The 24,696-nt window shown below is 43.3% G+C and carries 31 protein-coding genes, 1 other RNA gene and 2 pseudogenes; 13 read left to right on the forward strand and 21 right to left on the reverse strand.

Annotated elements, in window-relative coordinates; all coding sequences use genetic code 11:
• The first annotated feature begins 104 nt into the window (after positions 1–104).
• Positions 105–370, forward strand: a pseudogene (locus NYE42_RS10550) (hypothetical protein).
• Between the two features lie 43 nt (positions 371–413).
• Here NYE42_RS10550 and NYE42_RS10555 read toward each other — a convergent pair.
• Positions 414–638, reverse strand: coding sequence for a hypothetical protein (locus NYE42_RS10555; protein ID WP_015417608.1), 225 nt, complete (start codon positions 636–638; stop codon positions 414–416).
• A gap of 198 nt (positions 639–836) precedes the next feature.
• Between NYE42_RS10555 and NYE42_RS10560 the strand changes: the two genes are divergently transcribed.
• Positions 837–1,415 carry a MarR family transcriptional regulator gene (locus NYE42_RS10560; RefSeq protein ID WP_061860624.1) on the forward strand — a complete coding sequence of 193 codons (579 nt, stop codon included), beginning with the start codon at positions 837–839 and terminating at the stop codon, positions 1,413–1,415.
• Entirely contained in the window at positions 1,408–1,689 is a 282-nt protein-coding gene (locus NYE42_RS10565; RefSeq protein ID WP_061860625.1) for a hypothetical protein, read from the forward strand. Before NYE42_RS10560 ends, NYE42_RS10565 begins: the two co-directional genes overlap by 8 nt.
• Before the next feature lie 38 nt (positions 1,690–1,727).
• Here the strand turns inward: NYE42_RS10565 and NYE42_RS10570 are convergent, their stop codons facing one another.
• From NYE42_RS10570 to NYE42_RS10595, 6 genes and pseudogenes are all read right to left on the reverse strand, one after another.
• Positions 1,728–2,186: an SMI1/KNR4 family protein gene (locus NYE42_RS10570; protein WP_352426453.1), complete on the reverse strand. Its 459-nt coding sequence runs from the start codon at positions 2,184–2,186 to the stop codon at positions 1,728–1,730.
• A 14-nt stretch (positions 2,187–2,200) separates the two neighbouring features.
• Positions 2,201–4,003: pseudogene (locus NYE42_RS10575) on the reverse strand (T7SS effector LXG polymorphic toxin).
• A 330-nt stretch (positions 4,004–4,333) separates the two neighbouring features.
• Entirely contained in the window at positions 4,334–4,666 is a 333-nt protein-coding gene (gene csaA, locus NYE42_RS10580) for a chaperone CsaA (protein WP_007611940.1), read from the reverse strand.
• Between the two features lie 68 nt (positions 4,667–4,734).
• Positions 4,735–5,445: a helix-turn-helix domain-containing protein gene (locus NYE42_RS10585; RefSeq protein WP_342496940.1), complete on the reverse strand. Its 711-nt coding sequence runs from the start codon at positions 5,443–5,445 to the stop codon at positions 4,735–4,737.
• 52 nt (positions 5,446–5,497) lie between these two features.
• Positions 5,498–6,064, reverse strand: a complete 567-nt coding sequence (locus NYE42_RS10590) for a TetR-like C-terminal domain-containing protein (RefSeq protein WP_094032105.1) — start codon at positions 6,062–6,064, stop codon at positions 5,498–5,500.
• The gene (locus tag NYE42_RS10595) at positions 6,064–6,783 is read right to left on the reverse strand and encodes an MBL fold metallo-hydrolase (RefSeq protein WP_061046690.1); all 720 of its coding nucleotides are present in this window, start codon (positions 6,781–6,783) and stop codon (positions 6,064–6,066) included. The genes NYE42_RS10590 and NYE42_RS10595 overlap by 1 nt, the downstream gene beginning before the upstream one ends.
• A gap of 224 nt (positions 6,784–7,007) precedes the next feature.
• Between NYE42_RS10595 and NYE42_RS10600 the strand changes: the two genes are divergently transcribed.
• Positions 7,008–7,529, forward strand: coding sequence for a hypothetical protein (locus NYE42_RS10600; RefSeq protein ID WP_007407994.1), 522 nt, complete (start codon positions 7,008–7,010; stop codon positions 7,527–7,529).
• 29 nt (positions 7,530–7,558) lie between these two features.
• On the opposite strand, the gene czrA is transcribed toward NYE42_RS10600, so the two are convergent.
• Entirely contained in the window at positions 7,559–7,891 is a 333-nt protein-coding gene (gene czrA, locus NYE42_RS10605) for a Zn(II)-responsive metalloregulatory transcriptional repressor CzrA (RefSeq protein WP_007407993.1), read from the reverse strand.
• A gap of 191 nt (positions 7,892–8,082) precedes the next feature.
• Between czrA and NYE42_RS10610 the strand changes: the two genes are divergently transcribed.
• Positions 8,083–8,748: a lysozyme family protein gene (locus NYE42_RS10610; RefSeq protein ID WP_003153802.1), complete on the forward strand. Its 666-nt coding sequence runs from the start codon at positions 8,083–8,085 to the stop codon at positions 8,746–8,748.
• Positions 8,749–8,812: 64 nt separating this feature from the next.
• Here the strand turns inward: NYE42_RS10610 and NYE42_RS10615 are convergent, their stop codons facing one another.
• Together NYE42_RS10615 and NYE42_RS10620 are read right to left on the reverse strand one after the other, a co-directional pair.
• Positions 8,813–9,349 (reverse strand): DUF420 domain-containing protein, encoded by a 537-nt coding sequence (locus tag NYE42_RS10615; protein ID WP_007407990.1) that lies wholly within the window; start codon positions 9,347–9,349, stop codon positions 8,813–8,815.
• A 144-nt stretch (positions 9,350–9,493) separates the two neighbouring features.
• Positions 9,494–10,276: a VLRF1 family aeRF1-type release factor gene (locus tag NYE42_RS10620; RefSeq protein ID WP_342496942.1), complete on the reverse strand. Its 783-nt coding sequence runs from the start codon at positions 10,274–10,276 to the stop codon at positions 9,494–9,496.
• A gap of 194 nt (positions 10,277–10,470) precedes the next feature.
• Here NYE42_RS10620 and NYE42_RS10625 point away from each other — a divergent pair, with 194 nt between their 5' ends.
• On the forward strand, positions 10,471–10,968 hold the full coding sequence (locus NYE42_RS10625; RefSeq protein WP_007407988.1) for an N-acetyltransferase: 498 nt from the start codon (positions 10,471–10,473) through the stop codon (positions 10,966–10,968).
• Between the two features lie 65 nt (positions 10,969–11,033).
• Positions 11,034–12,011, forward strand: a complete 978-nt coding sequence (locus tag NYE42_RS10630; RefSeq protein ID WP_342496943.1) for a S66 peptidase family protein — start codon at positions 11,034–11,036, stop codon at positions 12,009–12,011.
• 31 nt (positions 12,012–12,042) lie between these two features.
• Here NYE42_RS10630 and NYE42_RS10635 read toward each other — a convergent pair whose 3' ends face one another.
• The 7 genes from NYE42_RS10635 to gerPC form a co-directional block, all read right to left on the reverse strand.
• Entirely contained in the window at positions 12,043–12,435 is a 393-nt protein-coding gene (locus NYE42_RS10635; RefSeq protein WP_040238966.1) for a hypothetical protein, read from the reverse strand.
• 162 nt (positions 12,436–12,597) lie between these two features.
• Positions 12,598–13,467, reverse strand: coding sequence for a 3D domain-containing protein (locus NYE42_RS10640; RefSeq protein WP_007407985.1), 870 nt, complete (start codon positions 13,465–13,467; stop codon positions 12,598–12,600).
• 235 nt (positions 13,468–13,702) lie between these two features.
• Positions 13,703–15,481, reverse strand: coding sequence for a DNA helicase RecQ (recQ, locus tag NYE42_RS10645; RefSeq protein WP_020955932.1), 1,779 nt, complete (start codon positions 15,479–15,481; stop codon positions 13,703–13,705).
• Between the two features lie 107 nt (positions 15,482–15,588).
• Positions 15,589–15,774, reverse strand: a non-coding RNA gene (gene ssrS, locus NYE42_RS10650) — 6S RNA.
• 215 nt (positions 15,775–15,989) lie between these two features.
• Positions 15,990–16,616 carry an FMN-dependent NADH-azoreductase gene (locus tag NYE42_RS10655; protein ID WP_003153791.1) on the reverse strand — a complete coding sequence of 209 codons (627 nt, stop codon included), beginning with the start codon at positions 16,614–16,616 and terminating at the stop codon, positions 15,990–15,992.
• Between the two features lie 144 nt (positions 16,617–16,760).
• A complete protein-coding gene (locus tag NYE42_RS10660) occupies positions 16,761–17,252 on the reverse strand; it encodes a TraR/DksA C4-type zinc finger protein (RefSeq protein WP_040238042.1) in 492 nt (163 codons plus the stop codon).
• Positions 17,253–17,334: 82 nt separating this feature from the next.
• On the reverse strand, positions 17,335–17,715 hold the full coding sequence (gene gerPC / locus NYE42_RS10665) for a spore germination protein GerPC (RefSeq protein WP_144664989.1): 381 nt from the start codon (positions 17,713–17,715) through the stop codon (positions 17,335–17,337).
• Between the two features lie 92 nt (positions 17,716–17,807).
• On the opposite strand from gerPC, the gene NYE42_RS10670 reads away from it, so the two are divergent.
• On the forward strand, positions 17,808–18,041 hold the full coding sequence (locus NYE42_RS10670) for a hypothetical protein (RefSeq protein WP_014418113.1): 234 nt from the start codon (positions 17,808–17,810) through the stop codon (positions 18,039–18,041).
• Here NYE42_RS10670 and NYE42_RS10675 read toward each other — a convergent pair.
• A complete protein-coding gene (locus NYE42_RS10675; RefSeq protein ID WP_003153787.1) occupies positions 18,028–18,510 on the reverse strand; it encodes an Hsp20/alpha crystallin family protein in 483 nt (160 codons plus the stop codon). The genes NYE42_RS10670 and NYE42_RS10675 overlap by 14 nt on opposite strands.
• 70 nt (positions 18,511–18,580) lie before the next feature.
• Between NYE42_RS10675 and NYE42_RS10680 the strand changes: the two genes are divergently transcribed.
• Both NYE42_RS10680 and NYE42_RS10685 read left to right on the forward strand, forming a co-directional pair.
• Complete coding sequence (locus NYE42_RS10680; RefSeq protein WP_014418114.1) at positions 18,581–18,853, forward strand: hypothetical protein; 273 nt, start codon at positions 18,581–18,583, stop codon at positions 18,851–18,853.
• Positions 18,850–19,083: a hypothetical protein gene (locus tag NYE42_RS10685; protein WP_003153785.1), complete on the forward strand. Its 234-nt coding sequence runs from the start codon at positions 18,850–18,852 to the stop codon at positions 19,081–19,083. Before NYE42_RS10680 ends, NYE42_RS10685 begins: the two co-directional genes overlap by 4 nt.
• Before the next feature lie 44 nt (positions 19,084–19,127).
• On the opposite strand, the gene NYE42_RS10690 is transcribed toward NYE42_RS10685, so the two are convergent.
• The 3 genes from NYE42_RS10690 to NYE42_RS10700 all read right to left on the reverse strand — a co-directional run bounded on the left by NYE42_RS10690 (position 19,128) and on the right by NYE42_RS10700 (position 20,175).
• A complete protein-coding gene (locus NYE42_RS10690; protein WP_342496944.1) occupies positions 19,128–19,472 on the reverse strand; it encodes a PH domain-containing protein in 345 nt (114 codons plus the stop codon).
• Between the two features lie 293 nt (positions 19,473–19,765).
• Positions 19,766–19,906, reverse strand: coding sequence for a DUF4025 domain-containing protein (locus tag NYE42_RS10695; protein ID WP_003153781.1), 141 nt, complete (start codon positions 19,904–19,906; stop codon positions 19,766–19,768).
• A 65-nt stretch (positions 19,907–19,971) separates the two neighbouring features.
• Positions 19,972–20,175: a DUF6501 family protein gene (locus tag NYE42_RS10700; RefSeq protein WP_144664988.1), complete on the reverse strand. Its 204-nt coding sequence runs from the start codon at positions 20,173–20,175 to the stop codon at positions 19,972–19,974.
• Positions 20,176–20,358: 183 nt separating this feature from the next.
• On the opposite strand from NYE42_RS10700, the gene NYE42_RS10705 reads away from it, so the two are divergent.
• The 3 genes from NYE42_RS10705 (at position 20,359) to NYE42_RS10715 (ending at position 24,668) form a co-directional block, all read left to right on the forward strand.
• Complete coding sequence (locus tag NYE42_RS10705; protein WP_216061664.1) at positions 20,359–21,846, forward strand: aldehyde dehydrogenase family protein; 1,488 nt, start codon at positions 20,359–20,361, stop codon at positions 21,844–21,846.
• Positions 21,847–21,942: 96 nt separating this feature from the next.
• The gene (locus NYE42_RS10710; protein ID WP_352426454.1) at positions 21,943–23,826 is read left to right on the forward strand and encodes a prenyltransferase/squalene oxidase repeat-containing protein; all 1,884 of its coding nucleotides are present in this window, start codon (positions 21,943–21,945) and stop codon (positions 23,824–23,826) included.
• Entirely contained in the window at positions 23,823–24,668 is an 846-nt protein-coding gene (locus tag NYE42_RS10715; RefSeq protein WP_352426455.1) for a superoxide dismutase, read from the forward strand. Before NYE42_RS10710 ends, NYE42_RS10715 begins: the two co-directional genes overlap by 4 nt.
• The last annotated feature ends 28 nt before the right edge of the window (positions 24,669–24,696 follow it).

Below are 24,696 nucleotides of genomic sequence, written 5' to 3' on the forward strand. Positions count from 1 at the left end.
AAACGCCGGGCGGTTTTGATGAAGGCTGAATCCTTTCAGCCGGCTTCACCGTATAAAAAGTGATAAAGTTTATTGGAGGTTTGCTGTATGGATGTCATACCGACATCGGAATCACTTTAGCCGGATATTTCATCGGAGACGGATTGAAAAACTTTAAATCACCTGATCCTCATGAACACACTGACCACATTCTCATTAAAGAAAAAGATTTACACTTCTATATTGGTATTATTTCGGAGTAACCAAGGAAGAAGCGAAACAAATCGTGCCCGACACCTCTGACATTCCGCATATCACGAGAAACGGAAAGCGGTATGTACAGAAAACTGCATTAAGAGAATGGCTGACTTCTATGCTGGAAAAAGAATAACAGCTGCCATGAAAAGCGGGAAGAGTTTTTCTCTTCCCGTTTATTAAGATTCGCCGCCCTGCCTCTCTTCAACCCCAAACATACGACAGATATCATTCTTACGTAACGAAACATCCCCTTCTTTAGATTTCAAATAAAACCCTTTCTTATATAACCGTATGACTTCCTCATATGTAAGCTCATGACGAAGGAGCGCCATTAAACGCCCGTCTTTTTCATCTTGTTTATTGAACCATTCATACTGTTCTGACCAGTTCACTTTCTGCATGTCAAACACCTTCTCACTTTGGATTAATGCCCTTTTCGCATTTATTATACTTATTTCCCCTTTTGTAAACACTCCGACTGCCTGTGATATTTTTGAAACAGCCGTAACCCCTCCCATTAGTCACCATGTTGACTTGTTTCCCGTTTCGTTGTATATTATAATTGTCAACATGGTGACAATTAAGATAGGAGATACCTTATGGATATTAATTTATTAATGAAGGAACTGCATGTTATGCAACAAAGTTACGCATCATTATTTTCGGTTGTCAATAAAGTGCAGGCTCGGGGGGACGAATACTTAGAGTTGTTGACTTCCCGACAGCACATGACTCTTATTGCTATTGCCCATTTACCGACGGAAGATACCACACTTATGAATATCGCTAAAAAGCTGGGCACAACAAAACAAACCGCTAACAAATTAATTTCAAGCCTCGCGAAAAAAGGATATGTTCACACTGTGCCAAGCAAACTGGATAAACGTGCAATCAATATTGAGATTACCGCTGAAGGAAAAAAAGCGTTAATTTCCTGTTCAGAAAAATCCACCTATTTTTTAGCGGATATGTTTCATGACTTTACAACTGATGAAATTGAAACATTCTGGAGGCTATTGCAAAAACTTTATCGTTTTGATGGTGAAGAACAGGATGGTTTTGAAGAAAAAGCACATTTGAAAGTTGAAGATCAGGCACAATTCATCTCAGATGACTATGAAGAAAAAATCATGGCTGAATTTTCAAAACGGCGATATGGGAGTGCAGACGATGAATAATATGCTTTATCGAAAAGTAAAAGAAACAGAGGATAAGATGAAGGAAAAATGCTATGAGCTGAAAGATAAAATTGATCAATTTATTTCTCATGCCAAATATAAAATTCATTACAAACGTAAACTGGACCGAGCCGGCAATTATATATCAATTGCCATTGGACTCTTTATCCTAACTGCCTCATGGCTGACCGCAACACAATGGCTGCTTTGGATAGGCGCGGCGAGTATTTTGAGTAATGCCTGTTTGCTCATTATAAAGCCTGTTAAAAATTGAAAATCTGAAAAAAGCTCTCTAAAAGAGAGCTTTTTTTATTAATCGTCCCAGTCTTCATCTTCATCCCAGTCATCTTTCGCTTCCTGAATCTTATTATAAAAAAATTCGATAAAGCTTTCTGCAGCGATATCTTGATAGCCAATTATCCTATCCCATTCCACTACAGGGCATTCTCCGTCTTTCATTTTATTCGTATCTAGACAGTAAGCAAAGAAATCAACATCTTCTATGACAACAAGACCATCAGCAAGTCCATAATGTTGTTTATATTCTTTAGTTTTATCTGCAACTGACGCATGATCGAAGTTATAGCCTAAAACTAAAACCCCGAATAAACCACCAGCACCGTATTTTTCTAAGAACCATTTATAGCTAATAGGAAGTTCGCATTGGAGGGTTTCTTCAATGCGAGTTATGTTTTCCAGGCTTGCACCCTCTGTGAATATAGCATTTTGCTTGTTTTCATTAATAAAGGTTTCAACCTTTGAATAAATCATTTAATTTAAACACCTCAATTCTCATTCTCAAATTGTTTCGCTCTCCACTTCCAATATCTCTTTCGAAAGCTTTCATATTGTGCTTTTAAAACTCTATCATTTCTAAAACTTTCACCATCAGTCTTAAGCTTATGAATAACATCACTATATTTTGTATGTAAACTGTTTGGGATTTCAAGCATTGGGCCAGGTTCTTCTTGAATCAAGTGATGTAAATTAATCTGTGTGCCATCTTTTGCATAAGGAGCATTACCGTTTTTCATAAGCTGAAGATTTGTTACCCCAAATTCTGTTTTTTGGTTCATATCAATATCTTTCATAGTATACACTCTGCTGCTTATGTCTTTAACTTTTCCCTTTGCTTTTACCTTGCCCTTAACCTCAAAGGCACCATACTTTTCTTTATTTAACCAAGGAAGGTTTATTTCTTGACCAGTAAACGGCTTTCTCGTTCCATCCGGGATTTTCTTTGCATTGGTCAAAAGTTGATTTTTAAGGTTTTGGCTGTCAACCACATTGTATGGTACGTCACCCGACAGAGCAAGATCATATTTAGAGTTATAAGGAAGCAGTTCTGGAAGTTTAACGTCTTTAATTTTCTTCCCTGCCTGTCCTGCCTTGTTTATGACCTTCCCCGCCGCATCAGCTTTGTTAACGGCTCCTGCGCCTTTCGTTCCGACGACAGCAACAGCCACTGAACCGACCGCATATGTCACCCATCTTGATCTGGAATACGCATCTCCATTTACCATATCTTTTTGATACGATTCCTCGATTGCTGCCGAAACAGCATCATATGTTTTAACAGGATGAAGTACTGCATTCCCCAGTGCTGACAAGGTTTCTCCCGGATCGGTTATGAAGTCCCATAAACCGGTTACCGTGTCTTTCCCGACATCATATAGACCGACGCCGGCTCCTTTTAAAATATCCCAAGTCACTTCTCCGGCTTCTTCCAGCTGTTTTGCTTGTTCAAGCTGAATGACATATTGCTGCTGGGAAGGTTCAAGGTTTTCATAGCCGATCTTCTTCGCAATTTCCAAATATTCATCCGGATCGGTCACACCGTCAGCGAGCTTTTTCTTCAGATCCTTGATTTCCCGCTCTTTTGCTTCTTCCTTCTTAAACGTTAAATATGTGTCTGAATGTCTTGCAATCTCGCCTTTTTTCTTATGTATGTCACTTTCCCTGTATGCCTTGGCGTTATAGTGAAGCGGAGTGGCGTTTTTCCCTTTTCCCGTAGCGTTTTGGAGCTACTGAAAATCTGCCTGAATGAAATGTTCGTTTGCCTCGGTTTCTGCGTATTCTTTCGTTAGATCATGATCAAGTTTGCCGAGTTTATGTATCGTGTCGCTTCTTTTTTTATCAGCTGACTCAAGCTTTTGATCGACATCCTCTGTAGAAAAGACATCAAGATGAACGATATCGCTTATCTCGTTAAGAATATCCCTCATTTCATTGCGCTGCTCCTGCATGATAGCTTTTGATTTATTCTTCGCATGGATCAGCTCGTGTTCTAAAAATGACTCTTCCACAAACGAATCGGCTAATCCGGCATCAGCTACTTTTCCTGAAATACTGTTAAGAAAAGCAATCTTCATATCGATCAGATCAAGCCAGCTGTCTGTGACACCAGCGTGATCTTGGAAGAATGCTTTGATGTTATCAGCACCTTTACCTGAAAACTCACTGTCATCTAAATCAGCCATTCCCTGAAAAGCTTTCCTGAGATTAATAAATTGTTCTCTAATCTGATCGTATTCTTTTGCTCGCTTTTCAGCTGCTGAGATTAACGAGGATGCTTCGAATACTTTCATTTACGGCTCCTTTCTGCTTCTTTCTGTCTAAATTTTACCATAGGATATAAGATTAGATGAATCTCTTGCATTTGTCGAACTGCTTTATTCAAGATCATAAAATTTCAAAGAAAACCTTACACGACGGAATCGGGGATCGGCAAAACAAAGCCAGATATAACATATATTAAAAAATCTCTTGCATTTCCACACCCGCCATGCTATATTGATATAGCGATGAGCTGAATTGTGTAAGCCGATGCACATGCCCTTGCGGCACACACGAATGTGGCGTGTGGTGTATCGCCTCAATACGCAAAAGACGTTTGCTTCTGCAAACGTCTTTTTTTATTATCCGATTTTCGTTCCGTTCGGTACTGTCTGCTCTGGCGTAAGCAGGACAACGTCTCCTTTTTCCGGGATGCCGCCGAGAACGAGAACTTCTGACTTAAATCCGGCGATCCGCCGCGGCGGAAAGTTGACAATAGCGGTAACCTGTCTGCCCGTCAGATCACCCGGTTCGTACCGTTTTGTAATCTGGGCGCTTGATTGTTTCATGCCGATCTCTTCGCCGAAATCTATTGTCATCTTAATGGCCGGCACCTTTGCTTCCGGGAATACTTCCGCTTTTACGACCGTTCCTATTCTAAGATCAAGCTTGATAAAATCTTCGATGACTGCCATATCAAAAACTCCTTTTTTACAATCATGATACCAAAAAAAGAAGCAGTTTATTTAACCGATTTTCAGGATTATTTATCAGATTGAAAGGTGTTTCGGAAGACGCGCGGCGTTATTCCCTTATGTCTGACAAACCATCTGGTAAAGGAAGACAAATTTTGAAAGCCGACCTCCTGACTGATGTCTGTCAGCCGGCATTTTGTTTCAATAAGCATTTGTTCCGCTTTCTTCATACGGAGCTCAGCAATATAAGCTTGCGGGCTTTTCCCCGTCTGCTTTTTAAACCAGTCGGAATAATACGCCGGGTGGTAATGTTCCATTGCGGCAAGCTCTTTAATTGTAAAAGTCTTTGAGAGATTTCGGCGGATATACGCAATTGAATCATTTGTACGGTTTTCTTGTATCTTTTCAGCAATATATTCTGCAAGCAGACTCAATGAATGAGCCGACTGCTGCTTTGTCTCTTCTGTCAGCAGAAACCGAATCGATGTCCAAAAAGGATCAAGCTTATTCAGAACGCCGGGGTCTAATGAACCTTTGAAAAAATTTGCCGGTATGTCGAGAACGAGACATTCATTTCGCTCCAAAGAACGGAACCGATGTTCATGCCCGGGCGGAATATACAACATTTGATCAGGTTTTAATCTGATTTTACGTCTTTCTGTCTCCAAGTCCAGCTGTCCTTCGAGCGGAAAGAGCATTTGGCAGTATGTGTGTGCATGAGAATCAAAAATATGTGAATAGGTGCGCCGCTCACAAATGATATGTTGTAATGAATCCATTTGTCCCTCCTTTTTACATGATGCGTCTTTTTATTTAGTTTACATAATAATATTATTGTTCCCTATCCTGCAAACCTCTTAGGAATGCAACAACTGCAAACTTCCGGCTTTCCTTAATTGATTCGGTTAATTCAAATGCACTCTGTTTTCTCAACACGGCAAATCCGTGAAGAAGGCTCCTCAGTCCTCTCGCAGCATGAATCGCAGTGTCAGACTGTGCATAACCGTTAGCAGTCAGCTGCCTGACAACAAGCTCTACAAGCAGGCTTGACAGATTCTCAATCCGCCCGTCTTTTATCTTTTGAAATGTTGCGTCATATAATCCGGGATTGGCTTCGGCGAAATTGATATAGGCATCGGCAAGAGCAAGCAAAGCCGTTTCACCCGTCAGTCCTTCTGCAGAGGCCGCCATTTTTTTATATAACATAGTTAAACCGGAGACAGCCAGCTCTGTTTTAATTCCTTGAAGGCCATTGACAAAATTGTAAAGGGAAGGCGGTTTTACGTTTAAGGACTTTGCAACAGCCGCAAGCGTCACTTCGTTCAGCCCTTTTTCGTCAGCGATGCCTGCTGCGGCTCTCAATATCATGTCAAGGCTCATTCCGACTCTCGGTGACATTATGATCGGCCTCCCGGCAGGCTTCGTTCGGCTTCCTCAGCAGCCTCAGCCATCATTTCAACGGGATTGCAGAGAACATTTCCATGTCCGGCGGCCAGACTGCTTGGTTGATGAGCGATAAGTGTTCTTGCTGTTTTTACAGCTTCTTCTTTATTCCACGTAGCAAAAGCCGGAAACGGAAATTTCCATTTCAGCTTCCCAGAAACAGCAAGGCCGCCCCGTACTTGAAAGGCATCTCCGACGATCAGCATATCATTTCTCATATCTTTAAAAGCGAGGCTTCCCGGCGTATGACCGGGAGCGGGAATGACAAGTAAAGATCCGATCCGCTCGCCGCCTTTCAGCAGGCGATCAGGTTCGGTTCGAACATTTTTCGGCACTCCCCCCTTTATCGGCGTTTGTGCTTCATGCTCAAATAATGAAGTGTCACCTTTCAGCAAGAAAGAATCCCGCTCAGAAATACAGACGGAAGCATCCGGAAATTCCGCAGCTAATGAGTCAAGCGAACCGATGTGATCCCCGTGCGCGTGGGTGAGTAATATGTCATTCAGCGGCTTCCCAAGCTGCCGCAATGCTTGTTTGATTCCTTTATGACTGTTAGGCAGTCCGGCGTCAATCAGGGTTACTCCTTCTTCTTCTTCAACCAAATAACAATTCACCGGGAAGAGCGCGGGAAAAAAAGTCAGCTGCCAAACGGTTCCGTATTGTAAGATTCTCATGAACATCCTCCTAAAACTAATATCATTAGTTTTATTATAACTAATACCGTTAGTTTATCAAGAGTTTTCTGTTTAAATCCTGAAAAAGGCGCGGGCGCTTCTCTTATGCAAAAAAAAGAAACGCGCATACTGTGATAAAAGATGCTTTCAGCCTGCGAATAAATCACACTACTAAAACCAGCCGGATAAGCATACACTACTCAACGGAGGGGGAGTTTCACACCATGCATATCACACTTCAAAGCATCTGCCCTGTCTTAATGATTGCCTTTTTTCTGTATAAAAAGGTGAAACGGTCCGTCGGCTTTCAGCCTTTGAAACCCCGCTGGCTTTATACAAGAATGATTTTGTTTTCATTGCTGGCCGCAGCTCTGGCGTTTTTCAGCATCACACACCCGGCTTTATACGGCCATCTTATATTCGGCACTTTTTGCGGCTGGCTTCTGGTCCTGTTTGCCAAACGGAACATTTCTTTTGAAGAACGCCGCGGAAAAATGTATTTTCGCACTCACCTGTGGATTGAACTTATTCTATTAACGTTATTCCTATCGAGATTTGTTTATCGCGTTATTGAAATTTACCGGGTCACAGCGGACTTTACCCATCCGGAGGCATACAGCCAAACGGTCGGGGCCGATCCGCTGACCATCAGTATCTTTTATTTTATCGCAGTTTATTACAGCGGCTTCTCTTTTTATGTTTTAAAAACGAGCAGAGACCAAACCAATAACAGTCAGTACGGCTGACATCCCTGTCTAAAAAGCAGGGATGTTTTTTAATCGTGCCGCGTATGGTGAATCATTTGCTGAAGCACATCTAACACATGTTCATCCTCAGGAGAATAATAGATGGATGTTCCTTCTCTGCGTGATTTGACGAGGCGCAGATTTTTAAGAAAACGCAGCTGATGAGAAACGGTAGACTGCAGCAAATTCAGCTTTTCTGCGATATCATTTACCGCGTGCTCACCCTGTGACAGCAAATGGAGAATTCTGATTCTGGTCGGGTCAGACAACGCCTTAAAAGTCTGGGCAACCAAAAATAAAGTTTCCTCATCTAAATCGACAGCGGGGTCATTTGTGTTTCCGGATTCGTGAAATTCAGTCATATACCTCACCCTTCTTTTCTCAAGTAGCCCAATTATACCAAATGTCAATTGATGCAGATACATCCTGCGCCTGACAAAAGAACCGTTATTTTAAATTTATGTTTCAAATACGGGTTTCCGCTTGGTTTCGCGTATTCATCTGTGTCATAATGAAAAAGTCATAATGCTCCTGAAATTGAGGGTGAAACACAGTGGAGAAAAAGAAAAAAGGCTGTTTCGCTGCCGCGGGTCTTATGATGATATGTGTTTTTGTCATGGTTTCCTTCTTCCTCATTCTGTTATTTTCAAATAATGAATGGCTCAAAAGTCTTCCGTTTGATGTCAAACCGATCGTCCTTGAACGGCTGACAGATTACAAACCGCTTGTTGAAGACGAGCTGGATGAAAAAGGACTCACCAAATATACATCGCTTGTACTCGGCATGATATATCAGGAGTCAAAAGGAAGAGGAAATGATCCCATGCAGTCTTCAGAATCTCTGGGTTTAAAGCGAAATGAGATTAAAAACCCTCAAACCAGTATCAAACAGGGAATCAAACAATTCACTCTCATGTACCAAACAGGCAAGAAAAAAGGCGTAGACTTGGATACGATTATACAAAGCTACAACATGGGAGCCGGCTATATTGATTTTGTGGCTGAACATGGAGGATCGCATACTGAGGAACTGGCAAAACAATACTCCGAGCAGCAGGTCAAAAAGAATCCGAAACTTTACACTTGCGGAGGGAACAAAGACAATTTCCGTTATCCCTACTGCTATGGTGATTACACGTACGCAGAAAAAGTAAAAGCAAAAACAAAAACCGTTGAACAATCCTTAAATGTAACAACACTTGAAACGCTTGAAGAGTAAAAGGCGCCCTGATGAGGCGCCTTTTTCAATCAATAGAAAAAAGCCGCGCAGAGCACGGCTTTTTTTAATAATACGGCGATATCATTAAGTATACAATGACACCCGTCAGACTGACATACAGCCAGAGCGGCATCGTCCATCTCGCGATTTTTTTGTGGCGCTCCACTTGCATGCTGAATCCTCTGATCAGCGTAAACAGCGCAAGCGGCACGATAACGGCGGAAAGACAGATGTGCGTAATTAAAATAAAGAAATAAATCCCCCGAATGATGCCGTGGCCGCCGAATAAAGTATTTTCAGCCACAGAGTGGTATACGACATAGCAGATCAAAAACAGCAGAGTCGTCGTAAACGCCGCCAAAATAAAGCGTTTATGCGCTTGAATATTTTTTTGCTTAATCATAAAGAGCGCTGCCAGCAAAAAGATAAAAGTAAAGCTGTTAAAAATAGCATTTAACATCGGCAGAATATGAATATTGGCAATGCTGACCTGTCCCGATTTCGGCATAAAAAACAGCACCGCAATTAACCCGTTGATCAGAACGGTCAATGTCAGCACGATACCGGTATAACTTTTAGGTTTGTTTTCTGTCTGATTCATCTTATGACCTCTCTCAATTTTACTGACTATCCAAATGGTATGAGAATTCAGCTTTGATGTCAACGGTTTCGTCCGCTTCGTCAGAAATTAGACAAACTTAAGCCCTAAAAAGACCGGGTGTTTGAGACCCGGCCTTTCGTCATATTATGCTTCCTTCAACAGTTCTTCTATCACCTTATGTTCGTTTTCATTCAACAGATTTTTTGGAATGATCCGATCTATCGGTTTATTCATATGCTGATCGAGAATATCGGCTGTTTCTTTGTCCCCTGCGATTACGAGACGCTCCCATTGGTGTGAAGCGGCCTTTTGATCAAGGTTTGAAGCCAATCGTTTATACAGCCTGTTTTGGTTTTCTTCAACATGGGCTTTGGCGGCGTCTTCGTCCATCGATGCGAAGCTTCCGCTTACATCCTGCGGTTTCCACGATTCATTGATGACGTCGTATTGATAATGCTCCACCCCTTCAATTTTTCCGAGTACGGTTTCTATGATCTTCACTTCATTCTGCTGGGTGAGAATAAAAGCCGTGCTCGGAAATTGTTCACGAAGAAGTTCTAATTGATCAAGGACAGCCATCTCTTCCCAATAAAATCGTGTTTCGACAGGCACCTGCAATTCAATCGTCTCCCAAATACCGCCTTCTCCCGATGCAAAAAATACGAGACTTCGCGGCATCTCTTTACCAAGCCCTTCGATATATTGATAGACACGTTCCATGATGCGGACGAGAGATTTTTCTTCTTCCGGATCACTGGCAGACAGATACTCTTTTAATCTCCGAAAACCGGTTTTCAAGGCGATTTTCCACTCTCCCCCCTGCTGATCCGGATTTCTCATATCCGTATTGACATATAAGGAAAGCATTTTATCAGGAGATTCCGTCATTACGTACTTCAATTTGCCGATGAGTGAGTCAATTGCCATTATAGATTCCTCCTTTTTCCGCTGCTCACTGTTCCTTTCCCTATCCGCACCGCCTTAAAAACGTCAATCCACATATAAACGGCAGACTTTTCTAAAAAAGTTTTTGCAAAATCCATTTACAAACCAAGACATCATTTACTACAATGGATACTTGTGTTTAACTAAGACTTTTACGCTGTGAAAGGAGTATGATTTTGTTTACTGCAGAAGAAAGAGATCAGAAAGAGCTGGAAAAAGAGCTTCATAAACTTGAATTTCAGATTTTTAGAATGCGGGAAAATCTGATAGATGTATCAAAAGACGCGCGAGTGCTTGGTATTGATCAATCGAACAATGACGATTGGATCATTGTTTCCTCGATTGATGATGGCCAAACATGTAAGATTATGCTGACTGATTGTGAATCAGCCTACCGGGGAAGAGGCTGTTTTTCACTGATCGCTTCTTATTATGACAATGCCATTCATATCGGGGACATTAAAGGCCCGCCGAACCATGGCTACGGCTCGATCTGCATGAAATTTTTAAAACATATCGCCAGAGAGCAGAATATCCCGAAAGTGACGGGCGACATCGCTAAGCGTGATTGGGATCATGTCGACAGGCTCGTTCATTTTTATGAAAAGCATCACTTTGATGTCTGGATTGACAATGATACGCAATCAGGCGGCATTAAATGGGTCGACCTGTAAAAAATGATAGATAAACCCTCGTTAATATGGTGTAATAGATTAAACCATTTAAGGAGGGGTTTTTTTTGTATCCGGAAAAATTGAAAAAAGGTGACGGCATTCGTATTGTGTCTCCGGCCACAAGCATGTCCGTTATGTCAGATGAAAATATAAATGCCGCGAAGACAAAATTGGAGGAGCTGGGCTTTTGTGTCTCTTTTTCAGAGCATGCGAAAGAAATAAATGAATTTGATTCATCATCCATTGAATCGCGTGTACGGGATCTGCACGAGGCTTTCGCTGACCCTGACATCAAAGCGATTTTGACGACACTCGGCGGGTTCCAATCAAATCAGCTGCTCCGCTATCTTGATTATGAAAACATCAAGCGGCATCCGAAAATCCTTTGCGGCTATTCAGATATTACCGCTCTCGGCCATGCCATATATCAAAAAACCGGCCTTATTACATATTCCGGTCCCCATTTTTCTTCATTTGCCATGAAAAAAGGGCTGGACTATACGATTGACTCTTTCTTGGCCTGCTGTGCTTCTGACAACCCGTATGAGGTAAAGCCTTCATCCGAGTGGAGTGATGATAAATGGTATTTGAACCAGGAGGACAGACGTTTTTATCGGAATCCGGGACCGCTCGTTATTCAATCCGGATATGCGGAAGGAACACTGATCGGAGGAAATCTATGCACGCTGAATCTTCTGCAGGGCACCGAATACTTTCCGGAGATGGAGCAAGTGATTCTGTTTATAGAAGATGATTATATGTCGGACATTCATATGTTTGACCGGGATTTGCAGTCACTCATCCACCTTCCCGCTTTTTCAGCCGTGAAGGGAATTGTCATCGGACGTTTCCAGCATGCTTCAAATGTGTCTGAGGAGGCTCTGCGTGCCGTCATCCGTACAAAAGAAGAACTGGCATCCATGCCTGTTATCGCAAATGCTGATTTCGGCCATACCTCCCCTTTGTTGACATTCCCGATCGGAGGAACATGCAGGATAGAAGCCGGCTCAGAAGGCGGACGGATATGGATCGATCGGCATTAATACATAAAGACGGGAAAAACGCCCCGTCTTTTTATTTTGACGCCTTATGCCGCGGCGTGCGCGGAGCGATCATAATTCGTCCGCCGGCCGCTGCCGTCACCCATACGGAAGCTCCTTCATAAAAACGGCTGATCTCTTCATTATATACGGCATGTGTCAGTTCACGTTTATCATGCGTTCCGTCTTGGTTTTTTACGTTTAAAATAAGCACAAGCTCGTGCCTGCCATTCTTCATCACGCCAGTACGTCTCACCTTTTCAATAACGGCTATCCTTCCTCTCCCTCTGTCAAGCGCCTGAAACAGCCTGACAGCAGGCATAGACAGTCCGATAACGAGCACAATGGCGAAAGCGGTGCATATACCTGCTTGAAACACCGGTGATTCTGTGAAGGCATTCCATAAACATATAAATTCCGGCTCCATCAGATTCATACATCCCTTCAGATTCCGTTTTCACATCCATTCCTTATTATATTAGAGAAACGCTTTTTCTTTTTCCGCATATAACGATTATATACAGTCAAAAAAGGGAAGAAAAAAAGAACACAAAGCATTTCGCCTTGTGTTCTTCATCTCTATATGAAACTAGTCTAATACTTTAACATTTACTGTTCTGACGCCCCAGTTGTTAGCGTCACTTTTCTTTGCAACAAATACGTCAATTTTATTTCCTTTAATTGCGCCGCCTGTATCTGCTGCTGTTGCCACTCCGTAACCTTCAACATAAACCTTAGAGCCAAGCGGAATGACACTAGGGTCTACCGCGATGACTTTTGCATCAGGGTTTTTGTTTAAGTCAACACCGGTTGCCGTTACACCGGAAATGCCGCCGTCGTTAGCAGAGTAAGCAGTTGCAGTCATTGTCAGCTGCTTTTTAGGCTCTTGTTGGTTTGTATTTGATTGAACAGGCTGCTGTTTTGCTTCGACAGCCTTCGCTTCTTGTTTAGGTTGTTGTTCTTGAACAGGTTCTTGTTTAGGCTGCTCGTTTTTGACAGCTTCTTGTTTCGGCTGTTCTGTCTCGGCAGCTGGTTTTTGTTCAGTTTGCGGCTGGCTGGCTTCTTGAGCCGGCTGTGCAGCCTGAGCCTGACCTTTCACATTTAACGTTGTGCCTGCGTAAATTATATCTGATTGCAAGTTATTCAAGCTTTTCAGATTGCCGACTGATGTTCCGAATTTCTGAGCAATTTTCCAGAGGCTGTCGCCCTGCTTCACTGTGTACTGCCCAGATGTGGTTGTTTCTACTGAAGAAATAGTCAGTTTCTCTCCTTCAATGATTAAATCAGAAGATAACTGATTCCATTCTTTTAAGTCCTTTAGGTTCACTCCGTTTTTTTGCGAGATCCCCCAGAGCGTGTCACCCTTTTGCACCGTGATTTCTTTAGCAGAAGCGTGAGCTCCAAATGCAGTTGTTGAAATTGCTGCAACTGCGACAAAGGACATAATCGTCTTCTTCATAAGTAAATCCTCCCTTGTTAGCTTTTTATTGGCGGCTAACAGGTGATATCGTAACATATGAAAATGTCAGTTCAATAACAAAACGATTTGAATTAGATTACAGTTCCTTTACATGAAACATTTCTCTCGCTTGGTAAGTCTTGCTGAAACCTTGATACAGCAAGGGTTTTCAAGCTTCTGATTTTCCCGGCGCCAATGAAAAACACAATGTGCAAATTTCTAAAAAAACTTTTTTTCACTCTGTTTCTCTTACATAATTTCGGATTTCTTCTAAAAAAACCGCTCCGTATTTCAATCTTTTTTGTTCCCCGACCCCTTTTACGGAAAGAAGATCCTGATCTGTTTTCGGAAGTTTCGCCGACATTTCTTTTAACGTCTGATCTGAGAACACGACAAATGGAGGCACACCCTGTTCAGCTGCAATCTCTTTGCGGAGACGCCGGAGAAGCTCAAATAATTCATCATTCTCGGTAACGGCGGCGGCCTGTAAGGCTTCTTTTCTCGAGACTGCGCTTTTTCCAAGCAGAACGTCCCTGCCTTTTTGGGTGACCATAAGCGTCGGAAATGTGCCGTCCGCCATTCTGATATATTCATCTGAAATAAGGAATTCGATAAAATCACTGATTTCCGCTGCGGATTGATGCTTCATAATGCCGTAAGTGGACAGGCTGCTGAAGCCGTTTTCCAGCACTTTTTTATTTTTTGACCCGCTAAGCACCTGCGCCACCATCGTTTTTCCGAAGCGCTCATTCATTCTGATGATGCATGACAATACCATCTGCGCTTCTTTTGTGACGTCATGGGCGGTCCTTGTATCAGTGCAATTGCCGCATGCTCCGCAAGCTTCCGCCTCATTCTCGCCGAAATACTTCAGAATAAACCGCTGCAGGCAATCTTCCGTATGACAGTAATCCACCATCTGTCTCAGTTTTTTGAGATCCTGCTTTTGTTTTTCTTCTCCGGCGGCCGATTGGTCTATTAAAAAACGCTGCACCATAATATCCTGCGGCGAAAACAAGAGCACACACTCGCTGTTAAGACCGTCGCGCCCGGCCCGTCCGGCTTCCTGGTAATAGCTCTCCATATCTTTCGGAATCTGCGCGTGTAAAACGAACCTGATGTTGCTCTTATCGATTCCCATTCCGAAAGCGGACGTAGCTACCATCACTTGTATCTGATCGTTAAGAAACCGCTCCTGCTGGTCTTTTCTGTCATCATCCGCCAATCCGCCGTGATAACGGCCGGCATTGATGCCGCTGCGTTTTAATTTCTCATATAAACGGTCGGTTTCTTTTCTTGTCGCTGTATATATAATGCCGGCTTCGTGTTTATTTTTTTCCAGATACCGCTCGATAAACCGGTCTTTGTTTTCGCCCTTTACTACTTTAAACGTTAAATTCTCTCTGGCAAAACCGGTATATACAGTTTGTTCTTTCTTAATATGAAGCTGTTTGCAGATGTCATCATGAACCTCAGGCGTAGCCGTCGCCGTTAATGCGATGATGACGGGCGGTTCTTTTAGTTCATTAAAAAGGATTTCGATATTCCGGTAACTCGGCCTGAAATCATGTCCCCATTGCGATATACAGTGAGCTTCGTCAATGGCGACAAGAGGAACCGTAATATTCTGCAGGATGTGAATGAATTCAGAAGAAGTCAAACGCTCCGGTGTGATGTAAAAGAGCCGGTAAGCCCCTTGCTTCAAACCGGTCAGGCGCTCATGAATGTCACGGCTTGTCTGGGTACTGTTAATATAAGCTGCCGCGATACCCGCTTCTTCAAGCGCGTCGACTTGATCTTTCATTAAGGAAATAAGAGGGGAAATAACGATTGTGGTTCCTTCAAACAGCAGTGCGGGAATCTGATAGCAGATTGATTTTCCGCCCCCTGTCGGCATAATGCAGACCGTGTTTTTTCTTTCCTCTGCAACTGATTGTATCGCCTGCTTTTGGCCCGCGCGAAGACTGTCGTAGCCAAAATAATGCGCCAGAAGGGATTGGGCTTTCTCCAGCATATGTTGTAAAACCTCACTTTGTCTTTGATTCTTTTATTTTATCATACTGATAAAGTACGCTGCTCAAGGGCAATTCAAAATAAAAAGCCATCTCCGCAAGGGAAATGGCTTTCGCTACGTATGCCGTACGCAAGTAAGAAAGTTTTAAACCACCACTCCTCAAAGTGGGTGTTTGCAGAAGCGTTCCTGTCGTCCTCTGCAATGGAGGCATGACATTCCGGCTTCGATATAAAACTCCCTATTACAGCTTAAAGGTTAAAACTTAATTAACAATACGAACAATGTAGCTTCTCTTATATCCTACACCATCAGTCGTATTTTGGCAAGAGGGTTAATTCTTTTACAGAAAACCTTTTTTCTTTGTGAAAAATGCTTTATTCTACATAAAAATTGTTTTTTCGACAAGATATCAATATATCAATATAAGATCAGATCGAAAGCTTCCGCCAGTTTCTTCTATAATAGAAAAAACTCTCACACCCTGTAGGGGCGCAAGAGTTAATGAAAATTAGAATTTTGCAGCCAGATCTTTCGCTTCTTGCAGTCCTTTTTCAATGATCGCTTGAGCGTTATCCGGTGCAGCATTATGGCCTTCAACGACAACAGTGTGAAGATCTTGGACACCCCAGAAACCGAGAACGGTTTTCATGAAGTTTAATGACATTTCAAGAGATGCCATCGGTCCTTCAGAATATACGCCGCCGCGTGCGTTTAAGAGCGCTACTTTTTTATCTCCCATCAGACCTTTAGGGCCTTCAGGCGTGTATGTGAAAGTAACTCCTGCACGAGACAGGTAATCAACATAAGTATGAAGCACAGCAGGCACTGTGAAGTTCCAAAGCGGGAATGCAAACACGACTTTGTCAGCTTTGACAAATTGATTTAAGTAAATGTCAGCAGTTGACGCTTGTTTTTTCTCTTCGTCTGTCATTTCAATTCCTTTTGAAGCTTTAAATGTTCCGTTAATCATATCTCTTCCGAGGTAAGGAAGGTTTTCTTTATGAAGATCAAGTTCGATCACTTCATCATTCGGATTGTTTTCTTTATAAGCAGCCAGAAACGCTTCGTATAATTTTACGGATACGCCTTCTTCAGCCGTACGATCACTTGATTTTACAAATAATACTTGAGACATTCTAAATTCCTCCCGGTAATCTTTTAATATTTACTTACAAATAGTATGTTACTTTCTTTTTTATATAAAGTCAATGATTTTATTTCGATTTTGAGATTTTTTATGGAATAAAAAAACAGGTACATATGAATGTACCTGCTGCTATTATTGTGAATCCTGCTCACGATCCAGGATTTCGTATGTTTGTGAGCTTTTTTGATCAACGGTTTCTTTATTTGAGAGGTCTTTCACCTGCTCGTGAAATTCCCTTTCATATGACGGAGCGTCTGTTTTCACATCCCCTTCTGTTTCTCGCTGCGCTTCGACGGTCATTCTGGCGTACGGTACGGCTTTAAGTCTTTCATAAGGAATTTCTTTTCCCGTTTTCTCGCAAATCCCGTATGTTCCTTTATCCATTCGTTCAAGCGCGGCGTTCACCTCATCTAAAAGATTCTGATCGACACCGTCCAGCGTCTGATTCGTGACCCTGTCCAAATAAATGCTTCCGTGATCAGCTAAGTGATTATCTACTCCGTTCGACAGTTCTCCTGTGTCTTCGCTCATTGAATGATTTTCTTTTGATTCTCCCTGAAGACTTTCCTTTAAATCGATTAATTTATGATAAAGGCTGTCCTGCTGTTCTTTTGATAATGACATATTCATCATCTCCTTTTTCGTCTGTATTCTTCGCTGCATCTGTTAATACATACCCTCGAAAAAGGAGGCTGAAACAACGGGGTCAATGCTTTCTCCCCCTGATGGTGACATTGGGTGTCTGCTGCTTTGTCTGTCTTTTTTCTTTCGCAGGATCATTTTGCCGGTTGTCCCGAAATTCTTCAGCGCAGGCTTGTTTGAGCCTGTGCGCCGGTGTATGGTAAGTGGCGCCGATATTCAGCATACCGCTCAGCTCTTCTATACTCAGCTTTTCAAATTCAATATTGTATTCAACCTTGTCCACTTTGACGTGCTCAATATGGACATATGTTTTTTCTCCTTCCACCGTCTGCGGATCAAAATGACACTTATCCTGAAGCTCATCAAGCTGTTGTTCCACTTTCTTAAGCCGGTCTAATTCTTCTTCACACACTTTTTTGAAAATCTCTTTCATTATTTTTTTCAAAGAAAATCACTTCTTTCCCCGTCACTCTTGGAAAGTTCTATGCGTCCCGCATTGCGAATATATAAACATGATATACAAAAAGGAGGCGAATCATGATGTTTTTTCCATCCGTTATCAATTTTGAGTATATAAAAATGAACGGAATCAGCGGCGGAGCAGCTTTTAACACCGGCTCTTCCGTTATGGTGAGAAACACAGCAGCCAATAAAAGAAATGAAGGGTACGGTGAACAAAACGGTGATTGCACCGTTGTCGTCATCCCTATCATGAGTATCGATGATTCAGATCTGATAGATGGCACAGCAAACAAGATCAGCCTTCGATAATGATCTGGCTTGCATCCCCCAGATGTTTAGCAATCGATATATATAAAATCCCGTCTTTGAATACCGCCTGCATTCCCTTTGTTCCCTGAGCGGAATGCGGAAGGTCGAGTTTTTTTTCAAAATCGCCGTATTTTCCGGTCTTCTGTTTAAAATCCTGTTCATTAAAAAAGGATTTTCTCGTGCCTTTTACGACGATATATTCTCCGTAGGACAGCAGCTGAACATCTTGTTTCCGGTAGCCGGGCAGATACAGTAAAAATTGGAGCTCATCATGGGTTTCCACAATATCTATAAGAGGAAAAGCATCCTCATTTCTTCTCATTTGCCCATCTCCCTGTTGAAAGGGAAAATGAGAATGGCCGTTTTGAAATGATTTCAGTTGTTCATCATCAAAAACGTTTTTCCAAAAGTCGCCGCCGGACATGTTTTGCGCCATTTCCATCCATTGCTTCATCTTATCGAAATCCATTTTTATCGCCCCCTGTCTAAGCATACGGTCATAACAGCCGGCATACACCTGTATTAAAGGAGGTTTGCCTGTGGTTCAACCAACTCCATATATCAATATTAATATTTTCATGTTGAAAATTAATTCCTTTGAAAATGCTTCAGCGGTGAATGTCGGACAAAATTTACTGGCGGAATGGCAGAATTCTGATAAAAAGAATCAGGGATACGGACAGAACTTCGGAGATGCAAGCGGCTTCATCGGCACGAACGGCAAAGTGGATGACCGGGATCAAATTGATTCTCCATCTGCCTTTGAGTCTGCATGCGATAAAATCCCTGCCGGAAAAGGAGGCCCATTATGATGTTTTCGCCGGTTTTGGTAAATGTAGGAGGCTTTAAAGTAAATGCAGTCGACCGCGGTTCTTCCATTACGATCGGCCCGTATCAGCAAATCGATTATTTTTTATCCAATAAGATCAACTACGGATTCGGTGAAGAAAATGGTGATTTGGCGCCGATTTATATCCCCATCAGTTCTATTGCTGATCCGGATCTCATTGATTCGAACTCCGGAAAAACAAGCATTATATAATAAAAAGGCCATCCGCATGCATTCGGATGGCTTTTATGTGATATTTAACTGCATAAGTATTTTGTTAAGATGGCTTGAACCTCAGTCAAGTCCGTTTCTTTTGCAAATTCCAATTCGAAAGTTTTTCCCCTTGTTATTAATACAAGCCCGGTATCTGGATCAAACATCCCCGCTTCTTGAATGGCGAAGCTTTCAATTGTTTTATATGGAAGAAATACGCGCACTTTCTTTTTGGAGAACATTTTATTATCAAAGAAAATCACTCGTTTATTCGTAAAGCATATTTGGTCAACCCGCAGTTTATAAATCGTTTCGATCCGTTCTCCCTCAACGAGCAAAGCCTCCAGCTTTTTTGTGTCGGTTGATCTGCTGACAGAAAAAATTCCCAATGAAGAACCCCACTTTCTGCTTCTATACTATTGTTTTATTACAATCATAAAAAAATAAGTTCTTTATCCCTATATAAGAATACGACATAGACGGCATTTAAACCATTACGAACAGATTACATTTTTAGAACGTTCATCAAAAAAGCCCTTCGCGAAAGGTGCCGCTGTTATGAAGTAGTACGGTTCAGCGAAAGAAAAGGTTTCAAGAAAACGGTGTTTTTTTCGAAAAGTCAGTTTTTTATTTCCGCCATAAAAAACCGCGGCTTCTCCAATGCCGCGGTTTCAACAAAACATCAACGATCCGTATCTTCAATTGTTCCTTCTTTATAGGTATCTGAAATTTGTTCCATCGTCGTGTCGGTGCCTTCTTCAGGTTGCACTTGCTGAAGCTGATCTGATGTTTTATTTTGTTTGTCTTGCTCTGTTTTTTTCATTTTGCAGCCACCCTTTATATGTAGTCTTTTTTAGTATGGCTCAGGCAAAATAAATTCATTCAGCTTTAAACTTCTTCAAAATACTCTTTGTAGAAGCCTGCGACTTTGTTTGTATTGTCTACAACAAAAATGAATTCTTCTGTTTCATTTTTGACTTCATACTCTTTACCCGGCGTCAGCACATTTTTGACAATGTATTTTTTCGCATCTGTATGTACGCATTTGACCTTTTTGACGCTTTCTTTTGTCTGCCAATTATTATGAATCATTTATAAAACTCCTTTTCTTAATCGATAAGCTTATTGTAGCCGTTTTTTCTTGTGAATTGCAATAACGGTTATCAATTGATTTTACCGGGGCTGTTATTATAGAATGACTGTATGCGCTTACTTTGCGCGGACATCAAGATGCTCAAAACAGACCATAAAAAAATTTCGGGAGGTTTGTTACGAATGAGTTCTTTAACGATGCAGATCACAAAAAGGCTGGAAACATTTTTACAGGGCACGAAGAAACTTTATATTGACGGAAAATTTGTTCCGAGCGCTTCAGGATCAACATTTGTCACACCGAATCCGGCAACCGGAGAAACGCTGATGACGCTTTACGAGGCACAGACAGAAGACATTGACAGTGCAGTGAAAGCGGCACGCAAAGCCTTTGATCACGGCGAATGGCGCACTATGCCGGCCGCTTCCAGAAGCAGGCTGATGTATAAGCTTGCCGATTTAATGGAAGAGCACAAAACGGAACTCGCGCAGCTTGAAACACTTGATAACGGAAAACCGATTAATGAAACGACGAATGGGGATATTCCGCTTGCAATTGAGCATATGCGTTATTATGCCGGATGGTCTACAAAGATAACCGGACAAACGATTCCGGTCGCCGGCTCATATTTTAATTACACCCGCCATGAGCCTGTCGGCGTCGTGGGGCAGATCATCCCTTGGAACTTCCCGCTCCTTATGGCGATGTGGAAAATGGGCGCCGCCCTTGCCACAGGCTGCACAATCGTTTTGAAACCGGCGGAACAGACACCGCTGACCGCCCTCTATTTAGCGGAATTAATAGATCAGGCGGGCTTCCCTGACGGCGTCATCAATATTGTCCCAGGGTTCGGCGAGACGGCCGGGGAAGCGCTGACCAACCATGACGATGTCGATAAACTCGCTTTTACCGGCTCTACAGAAATCGGCAAAAAAATCATGGAAAAAGCCGCAAAAAAAATTAAACGCGTGACACTGGAGCTTGGCGGAAAGTCACCTAACATCATTTTACCTGACGCCAATTTGAAGAAAGCCATTCCCGGCGCTTTAAACGGGGTCATGTTTAATCAGGGGCAGGTATGCTGCGCAGGCTCCCGCGTCTTCATTCACAAAGACAAATATGATGAGGTCGTCAGCGAAATGGTTTCATATGCGAAATCGCTTCAGCAAGGCGCCGGCCTTCACCAGGATACACAAATCGGCCCGCTCGTCAGTCAGGAACAGCATGAGCGCGTGCTTTCATATATTGAAAAAGGAAAAGCGGAAGGGGCCAAAGCTGTCGCGGGCGGCAGCTGCCCGTTTGAAGAAGGGTATTTTGTCTCCCCGACTGTATTTGCGGATGTGGATGACAACATGACCATCGCAAAAGAAGAAATTTTCGGCCCTGTTTTAGCCGCCATTCCGTATGATACGGTAGATGAAGTCATTGAGAGGGCGAACCGCTCGGAATACGGCCTTGCAGCCGGACTTTGGACTGAGAATGTGAAAAACGCCCATTACATTGCTGACCGTCTCCAAGCCGGCACCGTTTGGGTCAATTGCTACAATGTTTTCGATGCGGCATCTCCTTTCGGCGGCTATAAGCAATCCGGCCTCGGGCGGGAAATGGGTTCTTACGCGCTGAATAATTATACAGAAGTGAAAAGCGTCTGGATCAATCTGGAAGATTAAATCAAACAAGAAACTGCTGCCTGTCAGCAGTTTCTTTCTTTTGTCATGCCGCCTTTTACATATGAATATATATGCTTCTGAAGGAGTTGAGCGAGTGTGAGCACAATTCATGAAAACGTCAGAAGCCGCCAAAAGAAAACCATCTCCCTATTAAGAGAAACGCAAAATGCGGACGGCTCATGGTCATTTTGTTTTGAAGGACCGATTTTGACAAACGCCTTTCTGATCCTCCTCCTCACTTCTCTTGGAGACAATGATAAAGAACTGATCGCTGAGCTTGCAGAAGGCATTCGCGCTAAACAGCGCCCGGACGGAACTTTTGCCAACTATCCTGATGACCGGAAAGGAAATGTGACCGCCACTGTACAGGGCTATGCCGGCTTGCTGGCTTCCGGTTTATATAGCCGTTCTGAGGCGCATATGATTCAGGCCGAACGCTTTATCATCTCAAATGGCGGCTTGCGCAACGTACACTTCATGACAAAGTGGATGCTTGCGGCAAACGGCCTTTATCCATGGCCCGCGCTGCATCTGCCATTATCTTTCTTAGTCATTCCCCCATCCTTCCCGCTGCATTTTTACCAGTTCAGTACATACGCCCGTATTCATTTTGTACCGATGGCCGTGACGCTTAACAAAAGATTTTCGCTGAAAAATCCCAACGTTCCGTCTCTCGCGCATTTAGATCGGCATATGACTAAAAATCCGTTTACATGGCTTCGTTCCGATCAGGATGAGAACAGAGACCTCTCTTCTCTTTTCGCGCACTGGAAGCGGCTTTTGCAGAATCCTGCCGCTTTTCACCAGCTCGGTCTGCGTACGGCCAAAACGTATATGCTTGACCGGATTGAAGAAGACGGCACATTATACAGCTATGCGAGCGCCACTATTTTTATGGTGTACGGCCTGCTCGCTCTCGGTGTATCGCGCCACTCCCCCGTTATCAGAAAAGCACTTGCCGGCACGAAAGCTTTGCTCACGTCTTGCGGCGATATACCGTACCTGGAAAATTCAACGTCGACCGTTTGGGATACGGCGCTTCTCAACTATGCGCTTATGAAAAGCGGGATCTCAGATAACGATCAGATGATAACCAGCGCCGCCCGGTTTCTGCGTGAACGGCAGCAGACGAAAGTCGCTGATTGGGCCGTTCACAACCCGCATGCTGAACCGGGAGGATGGGGTTTTTCAAACATCAATACAAATAATCCTGATTGTGATGACACAGCCGCAGTGCTCAAAGCCATTCCGCGAAAACTTTATCCCGCCTCATGGGAACGCGGACTGAGCTGGCTTTTGTCCATGCAAAACAGTGACGGCGGCTTCTCTGCTTTTGAGAAAAATGTCAATCATCCGCTGGTCCGCCTGCTGCCGCTGGAATCGGCTGAGGAAGCTGCCATCGATCCCTCAACAAGCGACTTAACCGGGCGGGTGCTGCACTGTTTAGGAGAAGCGGGGCTTTCTTCTGATCACCCTCAGATTGAAAAGGCCGTCCAATGGCTGATCCGCCATCAAGAAGAGGACGGATCGTGGTACGGCAGGTGGGGTGTCTGCTATATTTACGGCACATGGGCAGCGCTGACAGGGATGAAGGCTTGCGGCGTGAGCCAAAACCACCCGGCCGTGAAAAAAGCGATCCGCTGGCTGAAGTCCATTCAAAACGAGGACGGAAGCTGGGGAGAATCCTGTAAAAGCGCAGAAGTCAAAACCTATGTTCCGCTTTCTTACGGGACGCTTGTACAGACGGCTTGGGCGGCCGAAGCTTTGCTACAATACGAAAAAACTCATCATCAAGCCGTCACAAAGGGCATATCTTTTCTTATTGAAAACCGGCATTACGAAGGCGCCGCTTTCAGCTATCCGACCGGAATCGGCCTGCCGAAACAGTTTTACATCAGGTATCACAGCTACCCGTATGTGTTTTCTTTGCTTGCGCTCAGCACTTTTATGAAAATGAGTGAAAAGGAGGAAGAAAAATGAAACGGCACGCTTATCAAACCGAGATGCTGAATTGGTGTGAAACCTTGAAGGAACAAGTCATTCAGCAAGGTCGGTTCGATCGCTTCGCGGCACAAATCGACCGGATTTTTCACACCCTTCAGGATGATGGATTAACGGAGGCGGAATGGTACGAACAGGCATCGGCACTTTACCGGGACATTACTGAACCCGAAGAGCCGGATGAGCGCAGAGCTTATGTGCCGATCGGCAAGCATGTCCTCCCTAAACTGCCTTACAGTTATTCCGCACTGGAACCGTATATTTCAAGAGAGATTATGAAACTCCACCATACCAAACACCATCAGAGCTATGTTGACGGTCTGAATAAAGCAGAACTAGAGCTCAAAAAAGCGAGACAGACGAAACAGTACGACTTAGTGGCACATTGGGGGCGACAATTGGCGTTTCACGGCGCGGGCCATTATTTGCACAGTATTTTCTGGTTTTCGATGAATCCAAACGGAAAAAGATGGCCGACGGGTGCACTCTTTCAAATGATTGATGTGTCATTCGGAAGCTACTCCGCTTTTAAAGAGCAATTTTCTCAAGCGGCGAAAAAAGTCGAAGGAGTCGGCTGGGCTATCCTAGTCTGGGCGCCGCGCGCCGGGCGGCTGGAGATTTTGGCCGCTGAGAAGCATCAGCTCTACAGCCAGTGGGACGTCATTCCTTTGCTTCCGCTGGATGTGTGGGAACACGCTTATTACTTACAATATAAAAACGACCGAGCGGCTTACGTGGATCAATGGTGGAATGTCGTTGATTGGCGGGAGGCGGAGAAACGGTTCGAGCAAGCGCACCGCGTGATATGGCCGCTTTATTAAAAAAGCCCCCGTCTTGAACGGGGGCCTG

This window comes from Bacillus sp. FSL K6-2865, from assembly GCF_040311405.1.
Taxonomy (GTDB): Bacteria; Bacillota; Bacilli; order Bacillales; family Bacillaceae; genus Bacillus; species Bacillus velezensis.